Raw genomic sequence first — 24,379 nt, forward strand, 5'->3', positions numbered from 1 at the left:
AGGACTGCAACTATAAAAACCACGAGAAAGTTGATACTTCCATTGTAGTTCGGGAATAACGCCCCCCTCCCGAAAAGGATAAAAAGAAGTAAACAACAACTAGCAATCAGAACAAATATGAGATATTTATAAAAGAGTTTAGCAACTATGCCTCTTTTATCTTCATTTAACCCACCCAAAAGTTCAGGGGTAATTGACTTCACATACGACATAGCGATCAACGATACGCCAAGTGAATACTGAAATGCAATAACATAGACCCCTTCCACCTCAGTTCCAAAAAAGTCGCTGATAAAAAACCTATCAACTATGCTTTTTGCAGGGACCAATAACATACCAGGAATTAAAGGAAAGCCGAACTTAACGACTCTAACGATCAATTTATATGACGTAATCCCAACACTTAAGTACCCTATCGAGAATAACTTGTAGATCGAGAACATTGAAAATACTAATGTACATACAATGTTTATATTCACTATATGGTTTATATCCCCTAAACTGTAGTAAACTAATAACGCTGATAGCACAAGAATAGTTGTCGATTTATATGTATTGAATAAAACGTAACTCTTAGCCTCCCCCTTCACTTGTAAAATAATCAAGTACATCGAGTTAATTGAAAACCCACATGATAAAATAAAACTGTAAGTAAATAGAGAGCCTTCAAAGAAGAGCGACAATACCGAAAAAAAAATCAACAACGCCATATTAGACATCATTACCATTCTAACTAAAATCTTACATCTTTTAACTGATTTTATATAAGAAATAGGAATATACGCAACAATCCAACCCGTCATCAGCATTTGAATCACATTAGCGTAAATCAGTACATTCGAATAATATGCTGTGTTTGTTAGGCCATAAGCGTTAGATATTAATGGAAGCAGTAAGAAAGGAGATACTTTCGATATAACCTCACCAAGCAAGTAATACATTAACGATGAGTTGCTATACCTTTTAAAAATATTCATCTATAGACTTCAACTGGCTAATTGATGTTTTCTTTATCTCGTCCACATCAAATTTTCGCCATTTCTTTTCATCTTCAATTAAGTTAATAACGGAGGTTAAACGACCAGTTCTAATATAGCTTGAACTTGAAAATAGAGAAATAGCAACAGGTTTAGGCTCTAACAAACTGTAAATTTCGAATGGAATTTTCCTATCTTCAATGATAACTTTTTTGCCATATTTAAGCTTAATAAAGTTATAGTCATCTACAGATTCACTTGGATGAAGTTTTATGCACAAACTATTAACTTCTTTATTTTCTAATATAACCCCGACAACTTCGTCATATATGTTCAACTTATCTGCTTTAGAGCACAAGCCAGCGATGTCGAGGCCCTGAGTTAAGAAAACCAACTCACAGTTAAAACGTTCATAGCTGAAAAAACTTAACATTTTTGATTGCATTGATTTACTGAGCGAATAAATATCTCCAAGTGAACTTGACTTTCCCTTCAGGGTTAACGGTGACTCATCAATATTGCTATAATACACCTTCGATATTCGCGGGCTTTCACCTAAGACAAACCACTTAGGGTCTAACCTTAAAAAAAATCGGATTAATGACTTAAGTATGTTGCCCACAGGTTGTTTATAGTAATTAACCTTACCATCTTCAATCATTTTCACCTCACTTGTATCACTATAAAGGAAGAACTTTGAAGTAAAGGTTCGGTCATGAAATATATATGCAACATTCAGCTCTGGAACACCCATTCTCACTAGTTTTTCTTTCAAAAAATCAACTGATAGCTCAAACTTAAGTTCCTTTGTATTTATTTTAATATTTCTTGACAAAAAACCACTAAAACTCAATGCGTTATTAGCTCTAAATTCGTTAATTAACTCATTTTCATTATAAAAAATAAACTCTATTTCAGGAAAGGTTTCCTCATAAGAATTCATTAAACTGTTGTTTATATTTTGATGATCTATTGCACACAATATAATATTACTTTCACGTTTCAGATACTTGTCAGCAAAAAACAACGCAGTAAAAACATGCTTAACAGTCGTGCATAAAAATACATTACCCATCAGATTACTCTCGCAGGGTTACCTGCAACCACAGTATTATCTGGTACTGATTTTGTCACAACAGCCCCTGCACCGACAACGCTTCTCCGTCCAATTGTTACTCCTGGTAGAATAGTAACATTGGCTCCAATCCAAGCCCCTTCCTTAATTTCCACTGGCTTAACATCAGCATGACCCTGAAATATAATGTCAACAGAGGGATCTTTATACTGATGATTAGCAGTATAAATATGTACGCAACTACCCAACATAGCATTATCTCCAATAACTATGTTTGGCTTATCTCCTCGAGGATCTGCAAATAACATACTACCAGGTCTAATAATCACCTTTGCACCAATTGATATTTTGGAACAATAGATGGCGTAAGCTCCTGGACGAAAATCAGCACAATCTGCGAAACTTATAAACTTACTTTGGCATAGTCTCTTTTTACTTTTTTTAAAAAACAGTTTCCAATGTGTAAATGGGCAGTCAGGACCAAGTCGATCGCTAGAAAAATCAAAATTTCGCTTACTTAAAATATCTTTGATCATAAACTAAATCCATCATCCACGACAATATTCTGCCCGGTCACATAACGAGACTGCTCAGAGAGCAAGAAGAGTACAGAACCGACAACTTCTTGTACATCTAGCATGCCTGCTCCATGGGTGTTGTTTTTGTAAGCCTCTATAAATGCGTCTGGTTGATGATCAAAGATCCCACCAGGGCTTACACAATTTATACGAAAACGGCTGTCATTAACGTAGGCTGCAGCGTACTTACTCAAATGCTGGATCGCTGATTTGATCGCGGCATACTCAACTGGCATCGTCATCGGAGTGTTTTCATAAATATCAAACTTCGGAGCGACAACACCATATATCGAGGAAATATTCACTAATGATAATGGATGTTCGGTGCGCTTGAAATAAGCGGCAGCTTGCTGAACAAACAAGAACGCACTCCCTAAATGCAGAGACAGATTGTCATTGAAACTGTCAAAGCTCACATCAAAGAAATGCTTACCGTAGGTTTTGTTTCTTGGATAAGTCGTGTTTACGGCCCCATCTAACGGCGTATTACAACCCTCAAAAAAAGCCTTCACTGAGTGCTCATTGGTCACATCCAGCTCAACTAACGAGAGTGATTCGTTATCCAGTTCAACCCCCACACTCTCTAAACGTTCTTTCGTTGCATCAACATTGATATCGGCAGCAATAACTTTTGCTCCCTGAGCAAGCACAGCAGGAACTAAACGAGATCCCAATAGGCCCCCAGCTCCAGCAATTAAGATCGTCTTACTCTTTAGAAGTTCATTCATCACTCTTCCCCCATAACAATAGCTTCTGCTAGTTTAAAATCATAAATATCATCGATATCTACTGCCCTTTCCTTCGGTACCTCGATGCTCGTCACTTTGCCACTGAACAGTCCATAATTATCCAAGACAAAGCGAGGGGTTGTCGCATACACAACGGTAGTAATATCAAACACTTCCGGAGCATCTTGTCGTCTCACCACTTCACCGCTTGGCTTATTCACTAATTCAACCAAGCCGTGCTCATTTTTCTTTACCATGTTAAAAAATGGGCTGCGGCTTGCGGGAGTCACGGAAATACAAATATCCGCAGAATCTTTCTGAAGTTGTAGGATTGACGATTCCACGTCTTCAACACTTCGTAAAGGGCTCGTTGCTGGCAGACTAATAAAGTGAGCAAATTCGCCACAATTGGCTTGTACCCACTCAACAGCATGACGCCATGAAAGCCACTCTGGGCTTGTGTCTGTTGCTAGTTCTTGTGGGCGTTCGATCAATGTCGCACCACAACCCACGGCGACTTCGGCAATGTCGGTATCATCAGTTGAAACAAAAACATCGCTAATCGATGCACAAGCTTTCGCTGTTTCAATCGAATATTGCAGTAGAGGTTTTCCAGCAAGTGGTTTGATGTTCTTGCCAGGTAAGCCTTTTGAGCCCCCGCGAACAAAAATAAATGCATAGTTTTTCATTGGGTCAACTAGCCTTTCGTTTGAGTTTTAGCATGCTGCTTCTTAATTGTTTCGATTAACTCGATCGTTTTACCAGCCTGCTGAAGGTCGATACAACTATGCTTATTGTCTTTGGTCATATTGATGAAGTCTTGCAACATATTGAGGTACATTTTGTTCTTGTCCCAAGCCGGGTCGCTATAAACAGTACTTTCACCAGTATGGTTCGTCTGCTTAACTTCATTTTTAATCAGGTCCCATTCAACTATGCCTTTACTGCCTACAAAGCGGCAACGTCGATAAGCTTGGCGTTGTAAAAAGTCCAAATGAATATTGACCAAAGTACCACTCAGGGTAGTTGTGACAACATCAACCAAATCTTCCACCTCTAAGCCCAATTCATCTGAAAAGCGCAAGTGAGCGTATTGTAAGGTTAAATCACCAAGAAGCCACTGTGCATAATCTAACTCGTGGCTGAGCTCGAACAGTGCGCCTCCGCCTAGTTCTGCATTCGCAGATACACTGCTTCGATAATATTTACTTGGGCGCCAATCAGGTAGGTACTGTCCTATTTCAATATACGCATTATAGAGCTCTCCAATTGCCCCTTTGTCTAATAGTGCTTTTACTTCTAGGCTTGAAGGCAAGTAACGTAAGCAATAACCAACAGCAACAGGAGTTTGCGTTTTATCAACAACAGTCTGCAAGTGCTGCACATCCTCAACACGTGTCGTCACTGGTTTTTCAATCAATGTTGGAATAGCAGCCTTCAATAGCGGGATTGTATGCCCAGCGTGGAAAGGGGCAGGAGATGCAACGATAACAAGTTCCGCACCTGAGCGAATGATCTCGTCAACATCATGAACGACTTCGTCACAATCAGATACAGGATCTGCTGGAACTCTCCCACTCGCCGACATAGCCAATAGTTTGCACTGTGGGAACAATAGCTTTAAGTTCCTTCTATGTCGGGTAGCAATATTACCCAATCCGATAACAGCAACGGTTTTCAAAACTTAGTCCAGCCCTAGTGTATGAATATCTGCTTGCGCGCGATTAAAGTCATCCATACGCCCGATATCCAACCAATATTCATGAATTGGGAACATTAAAACGTTATCACGCTCATTCATATGCTCTTCAAGCAGCGTCGGCATATCCACTCTATGATTTTTAGGTACCGAAGCAATGACTTCAGGTGACACAACATAAATACCCGCGTTGACAAAAAAGCGCTGAACCGGCTTTTCTACCATACTGGTGATTTTGTTGCCTTCGCCATTAATCACGCCATATGGGATCTGATAGTCATACTCTCTCACGCACATTGTCGCGTCAGCTCCGTTATCAACGTGAAAATCAAGAAGGCGTTGGAAGTCGACTTTAGTCAGAACATCACCGTTCATCATGATCAATGGCAGATTTTTTGGTAAATCCTTAGGTAATAATCCCAACGCACCACCAGTACCTAACGGTTGCTCTTCATGAACATAGGTAACGTTCACACCCATTTCACTTCCATCGCCAAAATGCGCTTGAATCTGCTCTGGCATATAGTGCGTCGAGATATAGAAGTTAACAAAGCCTGCTTTGATAAAACTTCGAATGACGGTTTCTAGAATCGGCTTATTACCGATATGTAGCATAGGTTTGGGACACGTATCGGTAAGCGGCTTAAGGCGTGTGCCAAACCCACCAGCCATGATAAACACAGGGTTCTGAAGCGTTGGTTGATGAAGCACTCCATGCAACGTCTCAAGCCCGATGATTCTACCGCTTAGATCTAGCAACGGGACTGACAAAATGTCTAGCTTTTCCATCAGTCCAATCAGCTCTTCTCGAGAAGAGCCTTCAACCGCAGTTGTTGGATTGGTGCGCATAACCTTAACAACAGGGTCGACCAACGCCAGATCATTTAACAAACCACGTCGAATATCTCCATCAGTAACCATGCCAAGAAGCTTCTTATCTTGATCAACAACTATGGCAACGCGCAATGCTTCGCTGTTGATGACTTCAAGTGCTTGCTTGATCGTGCTTGATGCAGATATCAACGTTTTTTGCCAACAATGACTCATATTCTACCTTTTCTTCTTTAAGAGTTTGTTTTAATTACTGCTCTAGCAGGGTATACAACGGAATTTTCTTTTAAAGACTGAGTCAGATTAGCGCCAGCACCCACGATAGCGCCACAGCCAATAGATAGCCCTTGAATAACTGTTGAACCAGCCCCGACATAGACATTGTTTTTTGTCTCTACTTGACCACACAAAGTAGCTTTGGGAGCGATATGGTTATAAGCACCGATTTTACAGTCATGCTCAACCACAGCTCCGGTGTTAACTATACTATGGCGACCCACTGCAGCCCCTGTCTGAATAATCGCCATAGGCAAAATCTGAGCACCGGTTTCGATTTTAGAAAACCGTGAAACGAGTGCACTGTCGGCTATAATCGTCTCAAACTGATAACCGAGTGAAAGAAAGCACTCATTAATTTTTTGCTTAAAGCCAGATTGGGGCATCATCCCAATACCGTTAACCAAAAGTACCTTTTCTTTGTCAAAATTGAGAATATCTTCATCCTTTTCAAGGATGGTGATTCCTTTAAATACGGAACGTTGGCTGACATCATCAGGGCTTATCACAGCAAGAATGTCTCTTCCCTGGGTAAGTAGTATTTCAGCAAGAACGGAGGCATGGCCACCCCCACCAATTAATACAATTGGCAACTTAGAAGCGGGGTTACTCAAGAATCAGCTCTCCAGCTCTATAAGCCTTTGAAGCAGTGCGCTCAAGCATGTCCCAATAGCGATAAGGCGACATACCGTCGCCCGGCCTTTTGATAGTCATGTTTTGGGGTGAAAATGCTTCACCTTCGTTAATATCACGAGCTGCGACCAGACTTTTCCTCGCCACCGCTTTATTTTTCACCTCTGAGACCGTTGGTGTTTTTACACGACTACCTAGTGCTTTCTCGACTTGACGAATAGCGCTCACCATTGCAGTTAGATCTTGAGGCTCGAGGGAAGCTTTGTGATCTGGCCCTTCCATGTTGTTGTCCAACGTAAAATGTTTTTCAATCAACACAGCACCACGAGCAACGGCAGCAATAGGAATAGTGATACCTTGACTGTGATCTGAGTATCCAGCAGGTAAATCAAAAGCACGCCCTAAAGTGTCCATCGCTTTCAGGTTAATCTCTTCCATCGGCGCTGGATACTCTGTAGTGCAATGTAAGATGGTCACTTTACTCTTTAGAGCCCGCTGACCTTCATCAGAGGCATAAGCCTCTTGGAATGCTTGCACTGAAGGTACCGCACTGTCATCCGAAGTATAACCGAATGCAATGACCCCCAACGCCGTTTCGATCTCAGACAGCGTCGCCATACCGGTAGAAACGATCAAATCACACCCGGTACGAGCATGCTCCAGCACAAGAGGCGCGTTGGTTAGCTCACCAGAAGGTAACTTTAAACGAGTTAAACCAAGGTCATTAACTAAGAAATCCAAGCTCTCAGAATCAAAAGCCGTTGATAAAAACTCTATGCCGAGTTTCACACAGTGTTTTACCAATTCATGGTGGGCATCGTAAGAGAGCTCCAAGCGACTTAGCATCGCTAGTTGCGACTCTTGCTTTTGTGTATTCGTGACCTGATAGTCTGCTTGCTTAGCTTCTTCAGTAACGAGATTTTTCGCTTTAAACGTCTGAAACTTAACAATATCAGCCCCCGATTGATACGCAGCGTCGGCCAGCTCAAATGCCAGTTTTTCATCACCATTATGGTTTACGCCTGCTTCGGCAATAATCAGAGTCATACCGCTCTCTCTTTAATTTTCAAGTAACTAAAAGCTAAGTTTATAGCTTTGTTAGTTCGGTAAATCGTGGAATGTCTTACATGGATTGAAATCCAATGTTTTGATCATTTCGATGACCTTGCCGCTGGTGTTTCCCTGCCCGTAAGGGTTAGCTATCGCTTCCGTTGGCTCTTTATAGTTGCGAGCCACTGCTGAGAACATCGCTCGTTCAATATCGGCTTGGTTTGCTTCACAATGCAAAACGCTCTTCGCGGCCAAACGCCCTTTCTGACGAGCACCGATATCGACAGTCGGGACTTCAAACGCCGGCACTTCAATAATGCCACTAGAAGAGTTACCAATAACCGCCGTAGCATGCTTCACTGCGCTAAGATAGCGCACTTGACCCAGAGAAGGGATTGCCAATACGCGTTCGGGTTGGCTTGCAGCGTAGGCTTCCAGCATTGGAATGATGCGACGCCCACCATCATCGGCATTAGGGTAAGTCAGAATAACTTGATGCTCAGGAAAAGCCTCTAAAGCATCTAGCAAAGCTTGAAAGGATGCTTCTGGCGCTTCATCTCCGAGTGTCACCGGATGGTAAGTCACTAAGAAAAACGGCTTGGTCAGAGTAAAGTTAAGAGACTCAGCTAACTCATTGACCGACATAAATTCAGCTCGTTTAAGATGATCAAGGCCAATTGCACCGACGTTATGAACGCGTTCCGGCGCTTCACCTAATTGAATAACCCGCTGGCGATATTCGTCCGTCGATGTGCCATGTAAATAGCTCAGCTTGGTAATCGCATGGCGAATCGCATCATCATAGGCACCTTCGGTGATCTCACCACCATGTAAATGAACTATAGGAATACGCATGATCATCGCTGTTTGAGCAGCTGCTAAAGCTTCAAAGCGATCGCCCAAAATAACTAATACATCCGGTTGTAAGCGCGCTAATGCATCCGAAAAGCCGAGCACACCAAGCCCCATGCTTTTCGCTGTTCCTACTGCAGAGTCCGACGAAAGAAGAATCTCGATTTTCTCATCAATCTTAAATCCATCTTTTTCGATTTGCTGGTACGTTTCGCCAAATTCAGGTGAAAGGTGCATTCCCGAAACCAGCAACTGCAGTGCTAGGTCAGGATCACTTTGAATATCTTTCAAAAGCCAAAAAAGCAGACCGTACTCTGCTCTTGTTCCTGTAAAAACAGCGACTTTCTGCGTCTTATTTTCCATTAAGCGCCCTTGGATAGGTCAATAGGAGTACTTGGGATGTTGATCAAGTGAGCTTCAATAAACTCAGACTGAGTCAAGTCACCACGCAGTGCATTCTCGAACATAGGAAGACGATGCATCAGTTGCCAAATCGGACGCGTCATAACACCAGCAGAATTGGTCTGCTCTAACATATGATCTCGCGATGCGGTATCTGGGCAGATAATCGCGTTTAACCAATAGTTCGAAGTCGCGTACTCTGGCTCTGTCACGAAAGTAAAGTCTGAAGCCGCGAAAAAGTGTTGGTATTGTTCAGCCAATTGACGCTTTTGAACTAAATAGGATTCCAATACTTCCATTTGCGCGCAGCCCAAAGCCGCATTCAAATTCGGCATTCGATAGTTAAAGCCTGGCTCATCGTGATAAAACTCAAAAGGGTGTGGAACCTTAGCAGTCGTGGTAACGTGCTTAGTACGTGCGCCCTGCTCTTGGGTTTTACAAAGGATCATGCCTCCGCCACCAGTCGTAATCACTTTATTACCGTTAAAACTGATCGCCGCATAATCACCCAACGTGCCTGTGTGTTGCCCTTTGTAGAAAGAACCTAAGCTTTCCGCAGCATCCTCTACCAAGACTAACTGCCACTTTAAACATACCGCAATCAACTCATCAAGTTCGACAGGGTGACCAAAGGTGTGCATTGGTACGACGGCACGAATGCGTTTGCCCGTTTGTTTATGAATACAACCTTTTTCGGTTACTTCAGCATGCTGTGTTAGATATTGCTCCACCGCCTTTGGGCACAAACCTAAGCTTACTGGCGATACATCCACAAAAATAGGCTCAGCTCCCATATGATAGAGCGCATTACAGGTTGCCACAAACGTCAAAGCCTGTGTTACCACTAAGTCACCACGCTCAACACCAGCCATGTAAAGCGCTGCATGCAAAGCCGCCGTGCCATTTACAGCAGCCACGGCTTTAGCACTGCCAGTGTATGCTTCAATTTTCTGTTCGAATTCATTGACAAATTTACCAACGCTTGAAACGAAGGTACTTTCAATAGTTTCTGTTACATAAGCCTTCTCGTTACCATCAAAGGTAGGCGCATGAAGAGGAATAAACTCGCTGGTCTGATATGTGTCGCGTACAAATTCTACTAACGATGTAGGTTTCATAGTTGCTCCTACATTTTACTGTCTAGGTATTTGCCTGTTTCTTTGTGTCCAAAGTCAGGGATCATGGTAAAGAACAGCTCTACTATTTGCTCTTTTGTCCAAGCACGGTCAGATTTCATCTGGCCGATTGTATCTTCAAACAGTGACAGCAGTTCTTGCTGATAAAGAGGATCGTTCTTGATGATGCCCAAGTTAGCAAAACGCGCCATATCGAGTGCTTCTTTGTCGGTAAAGAACTCTTCAAAGTCTTTTTCACCCGTGGTATCACTCGAAGTAAACAAGCAAGGCCACTTACCTTGAGCAGGCAAAGTCTTAGCCAGTTCACGAGCTTCGTCTTCACTTTCACAAAGGTGAGGTTCGTAACCGCGTTGCTCAAGGTACTTCACCGCAATATCAGCAAAAGAGATGAGGTGTAGGGCTTCGCTTAACTTAGGGAAGAAGATGTCGCGGTTTTCACCAAAAATACAAGACATTAGACATAGTTCACCAGACTCTTGTGGCGTAACAAAATAGCGTTTGATGTCATTCGGCGCCACAATAGGCTGATTTTTCAGTAAACGCTGATTAAAACCATGCAACAATGAGCCATCTGAAAATGCGACGTTTGCGAATCGCGCCGTAGAAATCGCGATATCTTCGCTCTTACGCATTAGGAACATTTCCATAATACGCTTTGATGCACCCATCATGTTGACAGGGTTTGCTGCTTTATCTGTCGATACACAGAAGTACTTTTTCACCCCTGAATCGATAGATTGTTGAATGGTTTTATCAGTATTAAACACATTCACATCGATCATTCGCATTAGTGTGTACGGGTCTTTTTCACTACGAACATGCTTAAGTGCCGATAAGTTCAGTACGTAATCATATTGGCCGTCCGCCTTTATAAAAGCATCATACTCAATCGAACCGATATCAAGAGCAAAGGTTTGGAAGTCACCATCGATGTAACCAAATGAGCTACGAATGTCGCGCACGACTTCTACCATGTTGTTCTCACTGATATCTACAACATGCAGCTTCTTGGGGTTACGTTTAAAAATCTCTTTAGTCACAGCTTGACCAATAGAGCCTGCACCACCAAGTACAAGAAAACGGGAGTCAGAGACAATGCGAGATAGCTCAGCTTCATGCTGACCAATGTCCTGAGTAAACAATGCATCGGTGCGACCGATAAGAGGTAGAATAGCGTTCATGTTAATTTGTATACCATTGGTTAGTTTTTGCATTTCTTTTTTTAGGTAAGTCATTGGTATCTAGACGAGGTAACAAAAGCGGACCATCCAATGCTAAATCAGCAACCCTAACTTCTGTGGTAAATGCGACTTTACACCCTTGCTTTTCTAGCTCAACCACAACCTCTTCACTAGAAGAACCGTAAGGATAACAGGCTGTCCAATTTTGCATGTCACAACCAATTGAGGCTAAAAATTCTTTAGAGCGGGTTAGTTCAACCTCTAAGGATTTTTCATCAAGCTTATTCCACCAATAATGATCATAGCCGTGACAACCAACGTGCATTCCGTCTCGAACTAACTGCTCAAGTTGGTACTTATCCATGTACAACTCTCGACAAAACGCCGCTTCATCCATACCCACATATTGAGCAAAAAGCTTATCAGAAATGATATTTCTGAGTTCTTCTGGCAATGCGTGCTGAAGCATTCTCTTCACAAAAATCACATCTTGGCAATCAAAGCGATTCGCAACCGCAAACTCAGTGTAGTACTCGTCGAATAACTTTAGATCATAATCGATTTTATAGCGCTCAACCTCTATCTTAAGAGAACCAACAAGCTGTTGAATATCGGAGGTAGACGCTAAGATGAAATGAATTTTGTTCACATCTAGCACTTTGTGCTCAAGTACTGTTTTTGCTGGCACATAAAAAGAACCCTGCATACCCATTTTCTTCAAAATAGGATATACGTGAGTAAAGTGCTCGGCATAAGCATCATCAAAAGTAAGTAACAGAGCTTTCTCTGGTAAAGCTTGATTACGGTATTTGGCGGCTAACACTTGCTCCATCGTCACAACATTATAATGCTTAGAAAAGAACTCGAGTTGTTCAACAAAGAGTTCGAGTTCTAAGCCTTTAATTTCTGGGTATCGCGACTCCGCGATTCGACGAACATAGTGGTACATAACAACGGTTAGTGGCTGAGACATGCTGCTCCTCTAAATTACATTTGGTCGATCTTGGTCGCCATCAGCTTTAAAGATCCTAATTGAAGTAGCTTCGCTGTTATCGTAAGCACACAAAATATCGATAGTTTTCAATTCAAATGGTTCGAAATAATTCGGTACAACTACATCCCCATTAACTTTCCTAAAACCGCCAGACTCTAAAACATCTTGAGCTAAGCCAAATGCAATTAGATCAGCATACTCAGCTCCCCGTTCTTTCAGTAGTTTTTGGATAGATGCAGCAGATCCTGCTAGATAACTATCATCACCAATATAGTCAACAATTCGTATACATTTTGAACTTGGGCCTTGTTGCTCTCTAATCACCATACAAGCGGCGAGCTTATCTTTTGAGAAAATGCCAATAAAATCATAATCATAGATAGGATGTTCGACAAAGCGATGTTGTATGTATTCTCTATCTTTTTTAGGGTACGAGTTAGTAAGAGCTAACAACGAAAACAACTCTTCATTAGGCTCAATAACCTTCAATTGAAAAGAGTCATCCAGTTCTGGGAATTCAATGTTCATCGTTAACTTAGCTGAACATTGAGCATTGCCAATGTACCACTGAATCATATACCCAACTTCAAAGTTCATGTAACGATAAATTGAAGAAGAAGTTTCATTAAGCCCTAAAGTTAAGTACCTACCATTAACTTTTTTTCTTAAAAAGCTAAGAAGCTTAAGCCCCAACATTGGTGCTTTAACATCATCAGCAACCTTCCAAAGTGCACCAAACACGTCACTTTGCTCGCTTCCATAACTCACAGGAACAAAGCCAAGAATAGCTTTGATTTCTCCATCGCTATTCTTAGCAACAACCATATTCAGTTCCGATGGAGACAAGTAATTTTGGTATTGAAATAAAAACAATTCTTCGCTTTTGGCTAGGACATGACCTTTTTTCCAGTAATGGTTAATAAAAGCCATTATCTCTTTGGTATCAACAATCACAGCCATTGAGATTTTGTATTTCAATTTTCCTTCTCCAAGAATTCAACTAAGCCATAAGGAAAAACTAAAAAAGCCACTAGTCTTTGTTCAAACAACGCTGATGGCTTAGGCATCGATATAATAAATGCTCCGTTTTTTTTCGCCTTTTCAAGCTCTACATGAATATCTTCAACTTCATAGCACACATGATAGAAACTGACCTTTTTATTAACTAAGCTTTGAATTATCTTTCCAGCTATAAGCTCAAGTCTTGTCCCGTCACTCAGAGTAACAAGCTGAACGGAAGCTTGTTGCTTTTCATCAAAAACAACCTCAGATACCTCTTGGACATCGTGTAATTTCTTTGTTTTTGACAAGGTCTCAGCAATATCTTCGCACGCAATGCCTAAATGATGTAACTTCATTCTTTTTCCTAATTATGGCTTAAATTGGGCCACCAAGTGATACCCAGCGAACGAGGCGATCTAACGCAAACAATCCATCCCATGGGGAATCAAAATGCGTCATGTACCCAACATCAGGGCATCTCATCGCGCCTTGCATTAAAATCTCATTAGCAAACTGGAGCTTCTTCTCACCATGCATCGCTAAACCAACCGTTTGAATATCCTCATGCACGCTACCAATAACGTCAAAGACATTATCTACGGCTTTAACAGTAATCACGCGTTGATAGGTTGGTTCAACCAAATCAGTACCTTCATCGAACAATACCGTCCAGCGTAAATGACGGTCATTCCAAGATTCACCAATGAAGCCATACTCCGCAATTTTTGAACGTATCTTGTTTGCCTGCCCAATGTCTGGCACTTGAGTCGGTAAGCGAACAAGGGCCTTATCCATTGCTGCGGCTAGCTTTTCAGCGAATTCTTTCGGGGTTATGTCACCGCCCTTTTCAACAAAGATGGTGTGAGGCGAAGCGCAAGCAAACTGGTCAAATACACTAGAATCCGTTGCTGCTCGACGTATCAGTTTTCGAATGGCCTTTTCGGAGTCTAAGGCGTCATTACCAATCACCATCATCGACAATTTAGGCCCAAAAAGGATATCTTGACTGTTATATTTTTTCGGTAAAGCACTTACCGCCTCTATTGCTTCTCGCCCCCCCCAAGCAATACGCACATCGGCATTCGCAGAAAAACGTTCTGCAATCTTTGTTTGATGACGGTCAAAGTACACGACAGCCAGTGTTTCCAATAAGTCATCACCATGAATGGTATACCCACCAGGTGTGGTGTAACTGATGCCTTTAAAAGTACTTAACAACACAGGAAGTGCTTGAGATTCATCTGCCGATACCTTAAGGATATTCGCATTTTTACTCAACATACTCTGAACTAACGCAAACATACCAAGCAGTGGCACATTACCAGATAGCCAGTGAGATACGACTCCTCTAGGCATCGCTTTAAGCGAACTGTGGCTGATGTCTTTGCGAGGCATAAAGTTGTCGAGAAAACCTCGTTGTCCGTGCAACGCCGAATCAAGCAAACTACGTAAGCGATTAGGTTCACACCAATCCGCCAAGAAGTTCAGCCCAGTATGACGATAAGGGTCTAACCCTGGATTTTCAGCCCAAGTTTTACGTGCGGTATCGAAAAGACCGAGTATCGCTTCAGCAGGCTGTTTCGCTAACCATTGTTGCTTCAATTTAAGGTGCGCAAGAATCGCATTTAGCTGCTCAGAAGGTGAGTCAGATTCATTCAAATCGACCGGAGTGTGATACACCACCATGTGTTCAGCTTGTTCTGCAGATTGCTTAGACGTTGGCTTTTGGGTGACTTTTTCAGACATGACATCACCACAGCCACGGACTTCAGCTTTTTTAGCTCGACCAATCACTTTGAAGCGCTTTCCTGCTCGCCCACATTCACACACTGAGTCTTCGACAACACCAAGATCATCGGTCAAAACAACGTTACCTGGGTAAGAGTGCTGCAGCGGGCTAACAAACTCCAATAAGCCCACCACGCCATTCGGACAAGGTGATAGATCAGCTTCATCTCGAATAATCATGTCAGAATAAGCATGTACATGCTTCCAGCCCGCTTTACAATCTGGGTAGTTCAACCCCATTTGCTCTGTAAAACCGTAAATATCAATAACATCATCAGGGAAAATACCCAACACGTGCGCGATGTCTTGGTTGAATGTTTTCTTATCAACCTTCTCAGATTCCAGTTTCTTCCAGCCACCGATATGGATGACTTGAGAGCCAGCCGGAAGTTTAAAGGACACCCCTTTTTCTTTAAGGCTCTTGAAAACCGTATGGTACAGAACGAAAGTAAAACCGAAAATGACAAGCGGCTCTTCACTGTCTAACCCATTTAAATGCTCAACAAACTGCTGTTCTAAAAACTCTAAGGGAGCTGAAGGGCTAGAGGCATTAATAAAGTAATGAGAAGATGACGCAAAGTTCAAATAACCTTTAACGGCTGCAATACGAGCGCCTAAGTTGCTTGCATTTGGGCTGGTTGGATCGATATCCATGATACAAAACGGGCGCCTTTTCGGTCCTAAAACCTCTTGCATCACGCGAGCCATTGCTCTGGTTTGACGACGAGCCGTAACCTTATCAAGAAGAACGGTACTTGGTACCCCACTTGTCGCCGAAGATTGAAGCTTAGTCTTAATAGCCGTTTCACTAACCGAAGCTAATTTATGACCAAGAGCTTTAAAAATATGTACAGGGATCGCCGGTATGTCTTCCAAGCTTCCACTGAACTTTATTGGGTCGAACCCATTTTTCACACAAAACTTACGGTACATCTCATTGCTGTTATAGTGATGCACTAGCTCTTCAAGCAAGTTCTGTTTAAATAGGGGTTGCTTTTGAGCTTCAGATAACTCGAAAGGGCGGGCATCTAATACGCTCGTTAGGCTTTCATTCTTTATAGACATTTCTTTACTATCTCTTTAACGTCATCTTCAGCGAAAGCGACTGGGTTTGTCGCAGCAGCAGGATCAAGTAATGCGTTCTTTGCAATGCTGTCTAGTTGCTCATTCGATAAATTCAAAGAAACACCTTGCCCCGAGGTTAAGCCCTCAAACAGGTCAAGAAGAGCCTGTCTACTTGGTAAACCAGCATTCTTAATTAATTGTTCATATTTCTGCTTAACAGCCTTATCTTGAGAATTGAACTCAATAACGGCTGACATAAGCAACCCATTTGCTAATCCATGCCCGACATTGAAATGTCCTAGTTGGTGGGCGATAGCATGTGAAAGCCCGACAACACAGTGGTTCTGAACCCAACCAGCAAGCATTGCAGCGTGCTGTAATTCTGAGAGCATGTCGATATGCCACTCATCCTGTTTTAACTGTGACTGATAACGATAAACAATCGATACGGCTTGTTCCGCAAATGTTTCCATTAATGGGTGAGGGATTTTAGACACATAGCCTTCAATCGCATGTGAGAGCGCATCGGCGACTGTAGTTCTTAAAATATTTAATGGGACCTCGGAGACAAGGTCAGGATCTAAGATCACTAAGTCAGGAAGGAAATCATGCGTAACGACCGCTTTTTTACTTTGAGTTGCACTATCTAACATGACAGCTGCCGATGACACTTCAGACCCGGCCCCTACCGTGGTAGGAATCGCTGCAAATTTTGCACGTCCACGTAGTGGCGGTATTGCAAATGGTCGGAATAAGACATCAGTGTCGATCGTTGGGCATTCATAAAGCAGCCACGCTAGCTTAGCGCCATCAATAATAGAGCCGCCACCAAGTGCGACAATATAATCAGGTTGGAATGACTCAAGCTCACCAACCACACCTGAAAGTTCATCAACCGTCGGTTCACCTTTCCAAGATTTTTCAATCACACGAACACTTGTCGCGTTGACTAAACGAACAACTTGTTCAAAAAACTTTGACTTACGAAATGAGGGGCTGATTATTAGTGCGACACGATTTGCCACAAGGCCTTTGAGTGCCATTCTTGCATTCTTTCCGTTCGCAATTTCATTAGCATTACGAAATACGGGCAAAGGAAATCGAAGTTTTAACATGAAGTTCTCTTACATTTTAGTCAGATGTAGACGTTGAATTTTACCTGTTGATGTTTTTGGTAACTCATCAATGACTTTGTACTTTTCAGGGCGCATATGAACAGGAAGTCGTTGTGCAACAGTTTCCCTTAGTCGAGATTCTAATGTATGAATTTCATCAATCATGGAAGGCTCAACAACGATAAACGCTTGAACGACTTCTCCCATGCTTGCATCTGCGCATGGAACGCAGGCGGACTCTATTACACCATCATCAGAATTCAGCACTTCTTCAATTTGGTAAGGGCTTACCTTCTTGCCCCCTACATTGATGATCTCTTTAAGTCGCCCAGTTAAGAACAAATAATCGCTTTCATATTTGCCCAAATCACCTGTTCGGAAGTAGCCGTTCGAAAACGCTGCAGACGTCAAGTCCTGATTCTGGTAGTACTCTGTTAGCATCCATGGTGCCTTAAATGCTATTTCACCGATCTCACCTTCAGGTAGATGCAGTCCATCTTCATTAAGAATAGCAAACTTAGCACCTCGCGAGGCATGACCTACAGCTTCTAAATTATCAGTATGGAAATGAGTGAATACCGCACGAGAAACTTCTGTCAAACCGTAGTGCATAACAATATGAGTCGATGGGAACCATTGCATTAACAGTGCTTTATCCTCAGGGGACAAACGCGCACTTCCAAACTCTATATAGTTTAGCTGAGGACCATATTTACTGATGCGGTCTTTAGACATTGTAGTGATAAATGCCCAAGCAGATGGAACCAGCCCAAGTCCTGTTACCTTATGACTCTCAATTGCCTTAAAAACACTTTTCAAACGCTGTAACGGATAACCTAATACCAACGTACCACCAACAAAAAGAGTGGTTCGCATGCGTCCCATACCAAAAGAGTGGCTAAGAGGCATTAACAAAAGCTCAACATCTTCTGGTGTGTTGCCTACCTCACCGACAATATGCTGAGTAGCTATCAACAACTGCTCATGATTCAAAGCGACACCTTTAGGCTCGCCAGTTGTCCCACTCGTAAACATGAGGTCGGCGATACCATTGGAAATATTGCTGCTAACTTCTTTGTCGGCCTCTAAAGGATGAATATCCGCTATGTAGGTTTGACAGTCTTCAATCGATAGACTCGGATTAACCTTTTTATCGATAAATTGTTTGTAACTTTCGTCTGCGTCGGCAGCCAAGTTAACCACTTTTGCGCCAATATAATGGATCGCAAAATACACAGCTACAAAAGCGTAACTGTTAGATGCCGTCACAACTACAGCATCTCCGGGTTCGACTTCCTTCATTAATTTAGAAGCCGTGCACTTGATAGTCTCAGCGAGTTGCATGTAAGTAACAGCTGTGTCTTTCTCGTAGAGAGCGACATGCTGAGGACGAGATGCTGCGTGAGCTAGTATTGTTTCGACTACCGACATAAAACGTTACTCGTTGTTTAAAACAGCGTCGACAATGTCTTCTACATCTTCGATCTCTAACGTCTGCTCGATGTCTAACACTACGCCTAGATCTGACTCTAATGCAGCAATGATGCGCATGTGAGCAAGAGAGTCCCACTCTGGGATATCACCAACAGCTAATTCATCAATAATTTTTTCAACTGAAACTTCTAATATATTTGCGATAAGTTGTTTAATCGAGTCTTTTGTTATGGACATTTCTTTACCTTTTCTAATTTAACATCTCAGCCAAAAACATACTCCCTGAGACACTTTTTAATCATTTTGAGACAACTGATTTTAGCTATCTCATTGTAATCACTTGGTTTACCTTACTTTTGTAAACCCGCCGCAATAGGCAGCTCTATCTTAATTAATCATTGGTATTATTCTAAGCACTATTTTGCTTAGTTTTAGAAAGTTTTAGTTGGTTAACCCGTCGCATGCGTCTAAATGCTTTCACCCTTCGAAATGCTATTAGCAAACGCCACACGTGCTTTAATGCCATTAAATAACCCGCGAACACCACCAAAAACAAACCGAAAGACAACCAATCTGGAGCACTTAAACAGTTAAGTAGGACACCGACCATAGATATACTAAAGCTTAACAAGGTAATGCATATAAGGGTTTGCCTAGAAGTAAAACCAGCGCGCATAAAAATATGGTGTAAGTGATCTCGGTCTGGTTTAAAGGGCGATTGCCCTTTACGCTTGCGTCTAATCATTACGCCAGCCATGTCCATCAACGGTATGGCGATAACCCACAAAGCAGTAACCGGTTTAAATGCTGGCGCTTCGCCTTGTGAGCCAATCGCTAGCAACCACACCACGCTTAGGCCTACAAACATAGAGCCTGCGTCGCCCATAAATATTTTGCTGCGTTTAGGGTTATCGGCTCGAGTAAGGTTAAAAATAAGGTAAGGAATTAGCGCAACCACTAAGCAAAGCGCTATCCAAGACTCCAGTACAAAGCCTTCTAATATAAACAGCAGAGATAATGAAAGCATACTAGTGAACGTGACGCCGCCAACTAAACCATCTATACCATCTACCATGTTGTAAGCATTAATCGCCCCCATAATAGCTAAATAAGTAAAGGGAACTGCAGCCCACCCAAGGTGTATATCACCCATTACCAATAAATTACCGAGGTTTTCTATCCTGTCGCCACTAGCAAACATCATTACACTTGCAGCTATAATTTGGCAAAACATACGCAAGCGTACACTAAGGTCGTATTTATCGTCTAACATGCCTACCAGTAAAATACCGCCCGATGCAAGCAAGAAGTATTTGAACGAAATATCATAACCTTGTGCTATTACCAGTAATGACAATACAAAACCTATGTATACCGCTAACCCACCAATAAGAGGTATAGAGCCTACATGTAACTTGCGATCATTAGGTTTATCAACCAGTTCATGCTTAATCGCTATGGGCTTTAGTACCCTAATTGCACTGTAGGTGCCTAAAAAGGCTACAAGTAAAGATAAAATGAAGGTACTCATATAATCTCCCCCATACTCACAACCCATACAGCATAGGTATTAAGCATCGGCGGTTCCTTTAGCAAAATGGCGAATAAGTATGAGCATTACTCCCAACATTCCGCCCAATAAGGTACCCAGTACACAAATTAAAGCGCGCTTCGGTTTTACTTTCTGCTCCGCAACTACGGCAGGGTCGACCACTTTGAATACAAAGTCACCATTAGCCTCAGCGAGCATTAAGGTTTTCGTTTGCTCTTCGATAAGTTGATAAAAAACGGTTTGCATTTGCGCTACAGAGGTATTTTCTAACTGTTCTTTTAAATAGTTAATATTAGCTAAAGTTTCTTGCTGAGAGCGTTCGCGCATTACTTGGTTAATATCTTGTATTAGCCAATTTACCCAATGCTGTGCCACTATAGGCGAAATATGTTCTGCTGCTATAGTGATTAAACCAGTTTCTTTATCGGTAGCCACAGTTAGCACTTCCTTAATGAACACCTGATGGCTTTCTTGCATTGAAGGCTCGGCTTGTTTAGGCGCATTTACTTCTCTGATCCATTGCTTTTCTGCAACGTCGTAAATTTCCGGGTCGTAAGTTATTTGACCGCTTACAGGATTCCATTCTTTAGCCGCCATCAAGTCAGCTTTGATTTGATACTTCTCCAAAAATTCTTTAAAAAACTGCCGAGACTTTAGTACCTCGATGGCTAAGGTAGTTTGATCAGTTCCACCGCCACCACCAAGGTTAATTCCTGCCAATGAGGCCAAACCACCAAACTGAGAAGCCATACCGCTCAATTTATTGCTTTCTTGATTAGATGCGGCTAAAAGCGCACTCGCTCGATAAATATTGGGTTGATTTATAGCGTATATAACAGCAGCGACCGAAAACAACACCGTACAAGCAATGATTAACCATTTGCCACGCCAAATAACTGCAAATAACTCGCGCAGATCGATTTCGTCTTCAGCCGCTTGTTCAAAATAAGCCGGTTGATATGCTTGTTGTTGCTGTACTTGTTGCGTCATAAGTCTCTTTATTCTTAATAACTAATGCTATATATGGGCAAGCTTTACGCTTATTTGATTACTTATTAATCGCGTTATACGCCACACCAATTTGATACAAAATTTGAGTAGCTGCAGTCCAAGTACTTAAAGCATCTCTGTAGTCAGTATCAATTGGTACCACAATTGTGTCACCGGGCTCTAAAGGCTGCTTGTTATTTTTGAACCAAAACCCAGATTCAGGCTTATAGACAGAACCATTCGCTCTGACTACGAATACCCGATCTTCGTCGGCTTGCTTCTTAGCGCCACCAGCAAAGTTTATATAATCTTTAAAGTTATATTCGTCATTCAACAAGTACGAAGTAGAAATTTGTACTTCGCCCATTATAGTTACCGTGTTGCGGTATTGCGGTACGTAAAGCAAATCTTGATCTTCTAACATAAAGTCTTTAGAAGAGTCACTTAATAAGATAGCTGGAAGATCCACTACCATACGTCCAAGCGCTTGGGTTCCGCTCATCTCTTGAATTAGCTCAAGCTGTTCTGCTGGGCTAGAAGACGATGTAAAACTACCCGGGCCACTTTGGCGTAAGCTTTTCTTAGCAACTTCTTGGCGAATACCTTCAGCGTAAGAGTCCAGTTGTTTTTGCTCCCTTACACGCAGTGCTTCACGGGTAAATACAGCGCCATCTTGATGAGCATACTCAGTTAATCCGCCAGCTCTTTCTACCAAATCACCAAGTGTTTCACCTCGTTTAATCACATACGTGCCTGGGAATCTAACTTCGCCCTGTAAGCTAATGGTTCGTTGTTTTCTAAGATTTGGAATAGCAAGAACATTAAGGCGATCTCGCGCTTGTAAGACTAGGTTTTGTTCCGGGTTATTTTGAAGAACATCGTTTAGATCTAAGCGAAGTAAGGTGACATCCGCATTTGCATCATGAACAATAGTACGAGTTAACTCACTATGCAGAGCATAAGCGCCATTTTTTAGGCCGCCAGCCGCTTCAATAAGGTCTTTTAGCGTATTTTTGTTGGTGATAGGGTAGATACCAGGAAACTTAACTTCACCAAAGACTTCTACAACATTTAGCTCTCTGTTAGCACTAGACTGTTCTTGCAACATGATTAGTACAGGAGCTAATAATTTCTCGCGCGTAGAATTAAGAACCTTTTCTATTTCTTCTACTGTGGTATCAGTAATTCTGGCAATTCGCTCTATTTCAGTTTCAACCTTTGGTTGGTTGCTTCTAGATTGCATACCTTGAACTGAGCTTGATTGCTCACCTGGCACCTGCTGAGTAGAATTTTGCTGTTGATTATGTTGTTGAAGTTGAACATTCTGATTTTGAGCTATTGATTGGTTTGGTACAAATCCGACCGCCTGTCCGCCAACCGTTTGGTTAGCTACCTGTTCTGCATTTTCCATTTTTGCATTAAAGCTTGCGGCATCAGCACTGAGTAAATCCTTTTCTTTTGCACCAATTTGAAAAGCTTCACTAAATAACTCTAAATCATATTTGGTAAATACCAATATTTCGTCTTCTGGTTTTAACAAAATATTATCAATTGAATGCTTTTCGGTAATAGCTTGTTCTAGGTTAACTTGAAGTACAGAAATAGTTCTGTCATCTGCTTTGCGAATAATTAAGCTGTAATTTAAATCACTACTGTTATTTAAGCTTCGATGAATACTAGGAAACAAGTCAGCTATTCGCTGTCCTTTACGCCACTGGTAACGGCCATCACGAGCTACATTACCTTTAATGGATACATAGTTTTGAGTACGCTTTGCAACTTGCTCAACCGTTAAAAAATCACCATTTTGTAGATTTTTTGACAAATCAGCTTTAGCATTCAAATCCAGTGTTACTAAGTCAATTAAACCTTCGTGAGTAATACGCTCAAATCGCGCTGATTTTTTGTAAGCCTTAGTCGTATAACCACCAGCTAGCTTTATTAACCCATCTACATTTTCAGAACCCGAAAGCTCATAAATAGCAGGCCTCACCACTTCACCTTCTACACTTACCGTATCACCAAGTGGACCTACGAAAATCACATCGCCATTGCGCAGTTGCAAATCATTACTAGTGTCACCTTTAATAAGGAGGTCGTATACATCAAATCGGCTGATCAGTTGCCCATCACGTAGCAGTCGGATATCACGAAGACTACCTTGTTGATTAATACCGCCACTCGCATAAAGAGCATGGGTAATGGTAGACAAAGAACTCACTAAATACTTGCCAGGTTGGTAAGCATCACCCAGTACAAATACTTCTACCGTGCGTAGCTCACCCATAGTGATATTGCTACGAACGCCAATCTTCTTTTCTTTGACTTGCTGGCTAAGTAATTCTTTTACTTCATCAAAAGTTAAACCAGCTACATAAACGGGCCCTAACTCCGGGAAACTGATGCTGCCATGGCGATTAACTCTAAACTCAAATGTACTGTTTTCTTTACCAAATAGTTGAACATTAAGAGAGTCACCAGGGCCAAGCCGATAGTTGTCGGTAACTGGGATATTGTTTAGGGGAGCAAAGGTGGTAGGCTGGGTAGCAAATACGTCTAAACCAAAGCGCTGTAACTCTTTAGTTTCTCCAGCACTATTTTTATCTGCCAGAGCCTGTTGTTCAGCTTGCAAGTCTCGCTTTTGAGGAAGCTGAGGAGTAACCACCTGATTGGCTTGATTTTGCGAAGCGCCACCAGATGAAAATTGGGAAATATCTACGCCATACTGACGAGCTAATGCAGCCTGTTGGTCAGCCGGTAGATTCTTCAACATTTGCATTTGATCTGGGCTAAGGTTCATAGCGACGACAATATTAGATAAGCCTAACAAGCAAACAACAATGAGACGTCTTAGTCCAAATTTCATTCCGAATTCTTCTCTTTCTTTTAGCAAAAATTTTAGATTATTGTATCGTTCTTAATGACAAGTGCGATAATACTTCAAATAGCATCTTTACGTAAACTTACATTTGGCATTCAGCCTTCTAAAAGCCAATTAATAAACAAAATGTATGTTATCTG

General features: G+C 41.9%; 21 protein-coding genes. All 21 read right to left on the reverse strand.

All coding sequences use genetic code 11. The features are described 5' to 3' along the window. Window positions 1-963: 963 nt before the first annotated feature. The 21 genes from FFR00_RS00165 to FFR00_RS00265 all read right to left on the reverse strand — a co-directional run bounded on the left by FFR00_RS00165 (window position 964) and on the right by FFR00_RS00265 (window position 24,224). The gene (locus tag FFR00_RS00165) at window positions 964-2,052 is read right to left on the reverse strand and encodes a hypothetical protein (protein WP_137671346.1); all 1,089 of its coding nucleotides are present in this window, start codon (window positions 2,050-2,052) and stop codon (window positions 964-966) included. After that, complete coding sequence (locus tag FFR00_RS22000) at window positions 2,052-2,588, reverse strand: DapH/DapD/GlmU-related protein (protein ID WP_137671347.1); 537 nt, start codon at window positions 2,586-2,588, stop codon at window positions 2,052-2,054. The genes FFR00_RS00165 and FFR00_RS22000 overlap by 1 nt, the downstream gene beginning before the upstream one ends. Then, entirely contained in the window at window positions 2,585-3,358 is a 774-nt protein-coding gene (locus FFR00_RS00175; protein WP_137671348.1) for an oxidoreductase, read from the reverse strand. The genes FFR00_RS22000 and FFR00_RS00175 overlap by 4 nt, the downstream gene beginning before the upstream one ends. After that, entirely contained in the window at window positions 3,358-4,047 is a 690-nt protein-coding gene (locus FFR00_RS00180) for a cytidylyltransferase domain-containing protein (RefSeq protein ID WP_137671349.1), read from the reverse strand. Before FFR00_RS00180 ends, FFR00_RS00175 begins: the two co-directional genes overlap by 1 nt. Before the next feature lie 8 nt (window positions 4,048-4,055). Further along, window positions 4,056-5,039: a Gfo/Idh/MocA family protein gene (locus tag FFR00_RS00185; protein WP_137671350.1), complete on the reverse strand. Its 984-nt coding sequence runs from the start codon at window positions 5,037-5,039 to the stop codon at window positions 4,056-4,058. Window positions 5,040-5,042: 3 nt separating this feature from the next. Further along, window positions 5,043-6,104 (reverse strand): nucleotidyltransferase family protein, encoded by a 1,062-nt coding sequence (locus FFR00_RS00190; RefSeq protein ID WP_137671351.1) that lies wholly within the window; start codon window positions 6,102-6,104, stop codon window positions 5,043-5,045. A gap of 17 nt (window positions 6,105-6,121) precedes the next feature. Beyond that, on the reverse strand, window positions 6,122-6,778 hold the full coding sequence (locus tag FFR00_RS00195; RefSeq protein ID WP_137671352.1) for an acetyltransferase: 657 nt from the start codon (window positions 6,776-6,778) through the stop codon (window positions 6,122-6,124). Further along, window positions 6,771-7,844 carry an N-acetylneuraminate synthase gene (gene neuB, locus FFR00_RS00200; protein WP_137671353.1) on the reverse strand — a complete coding sequence of 358 codons (1,074 nt, stop codon included), beginning with the start codon at window positions 7,842-7,844 and terminating at the stop codon, window positions 6,771-6,773. Before neuB ends, FFR00_RS00195 begins: the two co-directional genes overlap by 8 nt. A gap of 51 nt (window positions 7,845-7,895) precedes the next feature. Next, window positions 7,896-9,062, reverse strand: a complete 1,167-nt coding sequence (neuC, locus tag FFR00_RS00205) for a UDP-N-acetylglucosamine 2-epimerase (protein ID WP_137671354.1) — start codon at window positions 9,060-9,062, stop codon at window positions 7,896-7,898. Then, window positions 9,062-10,219 carry a LegC family aminotransferase gene (locus tag FFR00_RS00210; protein WP_137671355.1) on the reverse strand — a complete coding sequence of 386 codons (1,158 nt, stop codon included), beginning with the start codon at window positions 10,217-10,219 and terminating at the stop codon, window positions 9,062-9,064. The genes neuC and FFR00_RS00210 overlap by 1 nt, the downstream gene beginning before the upstream one ends. An 8-nt stretch (window positions 10,220-10,227) precedes the next feature. Further along, on the reverse strand, window positions 10,228-11,418 hold the full coding sequence (locus tag FFR00_RS00215; protein WP_137671356.1) for a UDP-N-acetylglucosamine 4,6-dehydratase: 1,191 nt from the start codon (window positions 11,416-11,418) through the stop codon (window positions 10,228-10,230). 1 nt (window position 11,419) lies between these two features. Then, a complete protein-coding gene (locus FFR00_RS00220) occupies window positions 11,420-12,391 on the reverse strand; it encodes a polysaccharide deacetylase family protein (RefSeq protein ID WP_137671357.1) in 972 nt (323 codons plus the stop codon). Between the two features lie 9 nt (window positions 12,392-12,400). Continuing rightward, window positions 12,401-13,390, reverse strand: a complete 990-nt coding sequence (locus FFR00_RS00225) for a hypothetical protein (RefSeq protein WP_137671358.1) — start codon at window positions 13,388-13,390, stop codon at window positions 12,401-12,403. Continuing rightward, window positions 13,387-13,770, reverse strand: coding sequence for a VOC family protein (locus tag FFR00_RS00230; protein ID WP_137671359.1), 384 nt, complete (start codon window positions 13,768-13,770; stop codon window positions 13,387-13,389). Before FFR00_RS00230 ends, FFR00_RS00225 begins: the two co-directional genes overlap by 4 nt. A gap of 19 nt (window positions 13,771-13,789) precedes the next feature. Further along, the gene (locus FFR00_RS00235) at window positions 13,790-16,267 is read right to left on the reverse strand and encodes an acyl-CoA reductase (protein ID WP_137671360.1); all 2,478 of its coding nucleotides are present in this window, start codon (window positions 16,265-16,267) and stop codon (window positions 13,790-13,792) included. Further along, the gene (locus tag FFR00_RS00240; RefSeq protein WP_137671361.1) at window positions 16,258-17,382 is read right to left on the reverse strand and encodes an iron-containing alcohol dehydrogenase; all 1,125 of its coding nucleotides are present in this window, start codon (window positions 17,380-17,382) and stop codon (window positions 16,258-16,260) included. Before FFR00_RS00240 ends, FFR00_RS00235 begins: the two co-directional genes overlap by 10 nt. A gap of 9 nt (window positions 17,383-17,391) precedes the next feature. Then, the gene (locus FFR00_RS00245) at window positions 17,392-18,813 is read right to left on the reverse strand and encodes an AMP-binding protein (protein WP_137671362.1); all 1,422 of its coding nucleotides are present in this window, start codon (window positions 18,811-18,813) and stop codon (window positions 17,392-17,394) included. Between the two features lie 6 nt (window positions 18,814-18,819). Next, on the reverse strand, window positions 18,820-19,053 hold the full coding sequence (locus FFR00_RS00250) for an acyl carrier protein (RefSeq protein WP_137671363.1): 234 nt from the start codon (window positions 19,051-19,053) through the stop codon (window positions 18,820-18,822). Window positions 19,054-19,225: 172 nt separating this feature from the next. Next, window positions 19,226-20,347: a UDP-N-acetylglucosamine--undecaprenyl-phosphate N-acetylglucosaminephosphotransferase gene (wecA, locus tag FFR00_RS00255; protein WP_137671364.1), complete on the reverse strand. Its 1,122-nt coding sequence runs from the start codon at window positions 20,345-20,347 to the stop codon at window positions 19,226-19,228. 39 nt (window positions 20,348-20,386) lie between these two features. Then, complete coding sequence (locus tag FFR00_RS00260; RefSeq protein WP_137671365.1) at window positions 20,387-21,358, reverse strand: Wzz/FepE/Etk N-terminal domain-containing protein; 972 nt, start codon at window positions 21,356-21,358, stop codon at window positions 20,387-20,389. Between the two features lie 58 nt (window positions 21,359-21,416). Then, window positions 21,417-24,224 carry an SLBB domain-containing protein gene (locus tag FFR00_RS00265; RefSeq protein WP_137671366.1) on the reverse strand — a complete coding sequence of 936 codons (2,808 nt, stop codon included), beginning with the start codon at window positions 24,222-24,224 and terminating at the stop codon, window positions 21,417-21,419. Window positions 24,225-24,379 lie beyond the last annotated feature (155 nt).

The sequence above is a fragment of the Agarivorans sp. Toyoura001 genome, from assembly GCF_005405585.1.
Lineage (GTDB): Bacteria > Pseudomonadota > Gammaproteobacteria > Enterobacterales > Celerinatantimonadaceae > Agarivorans.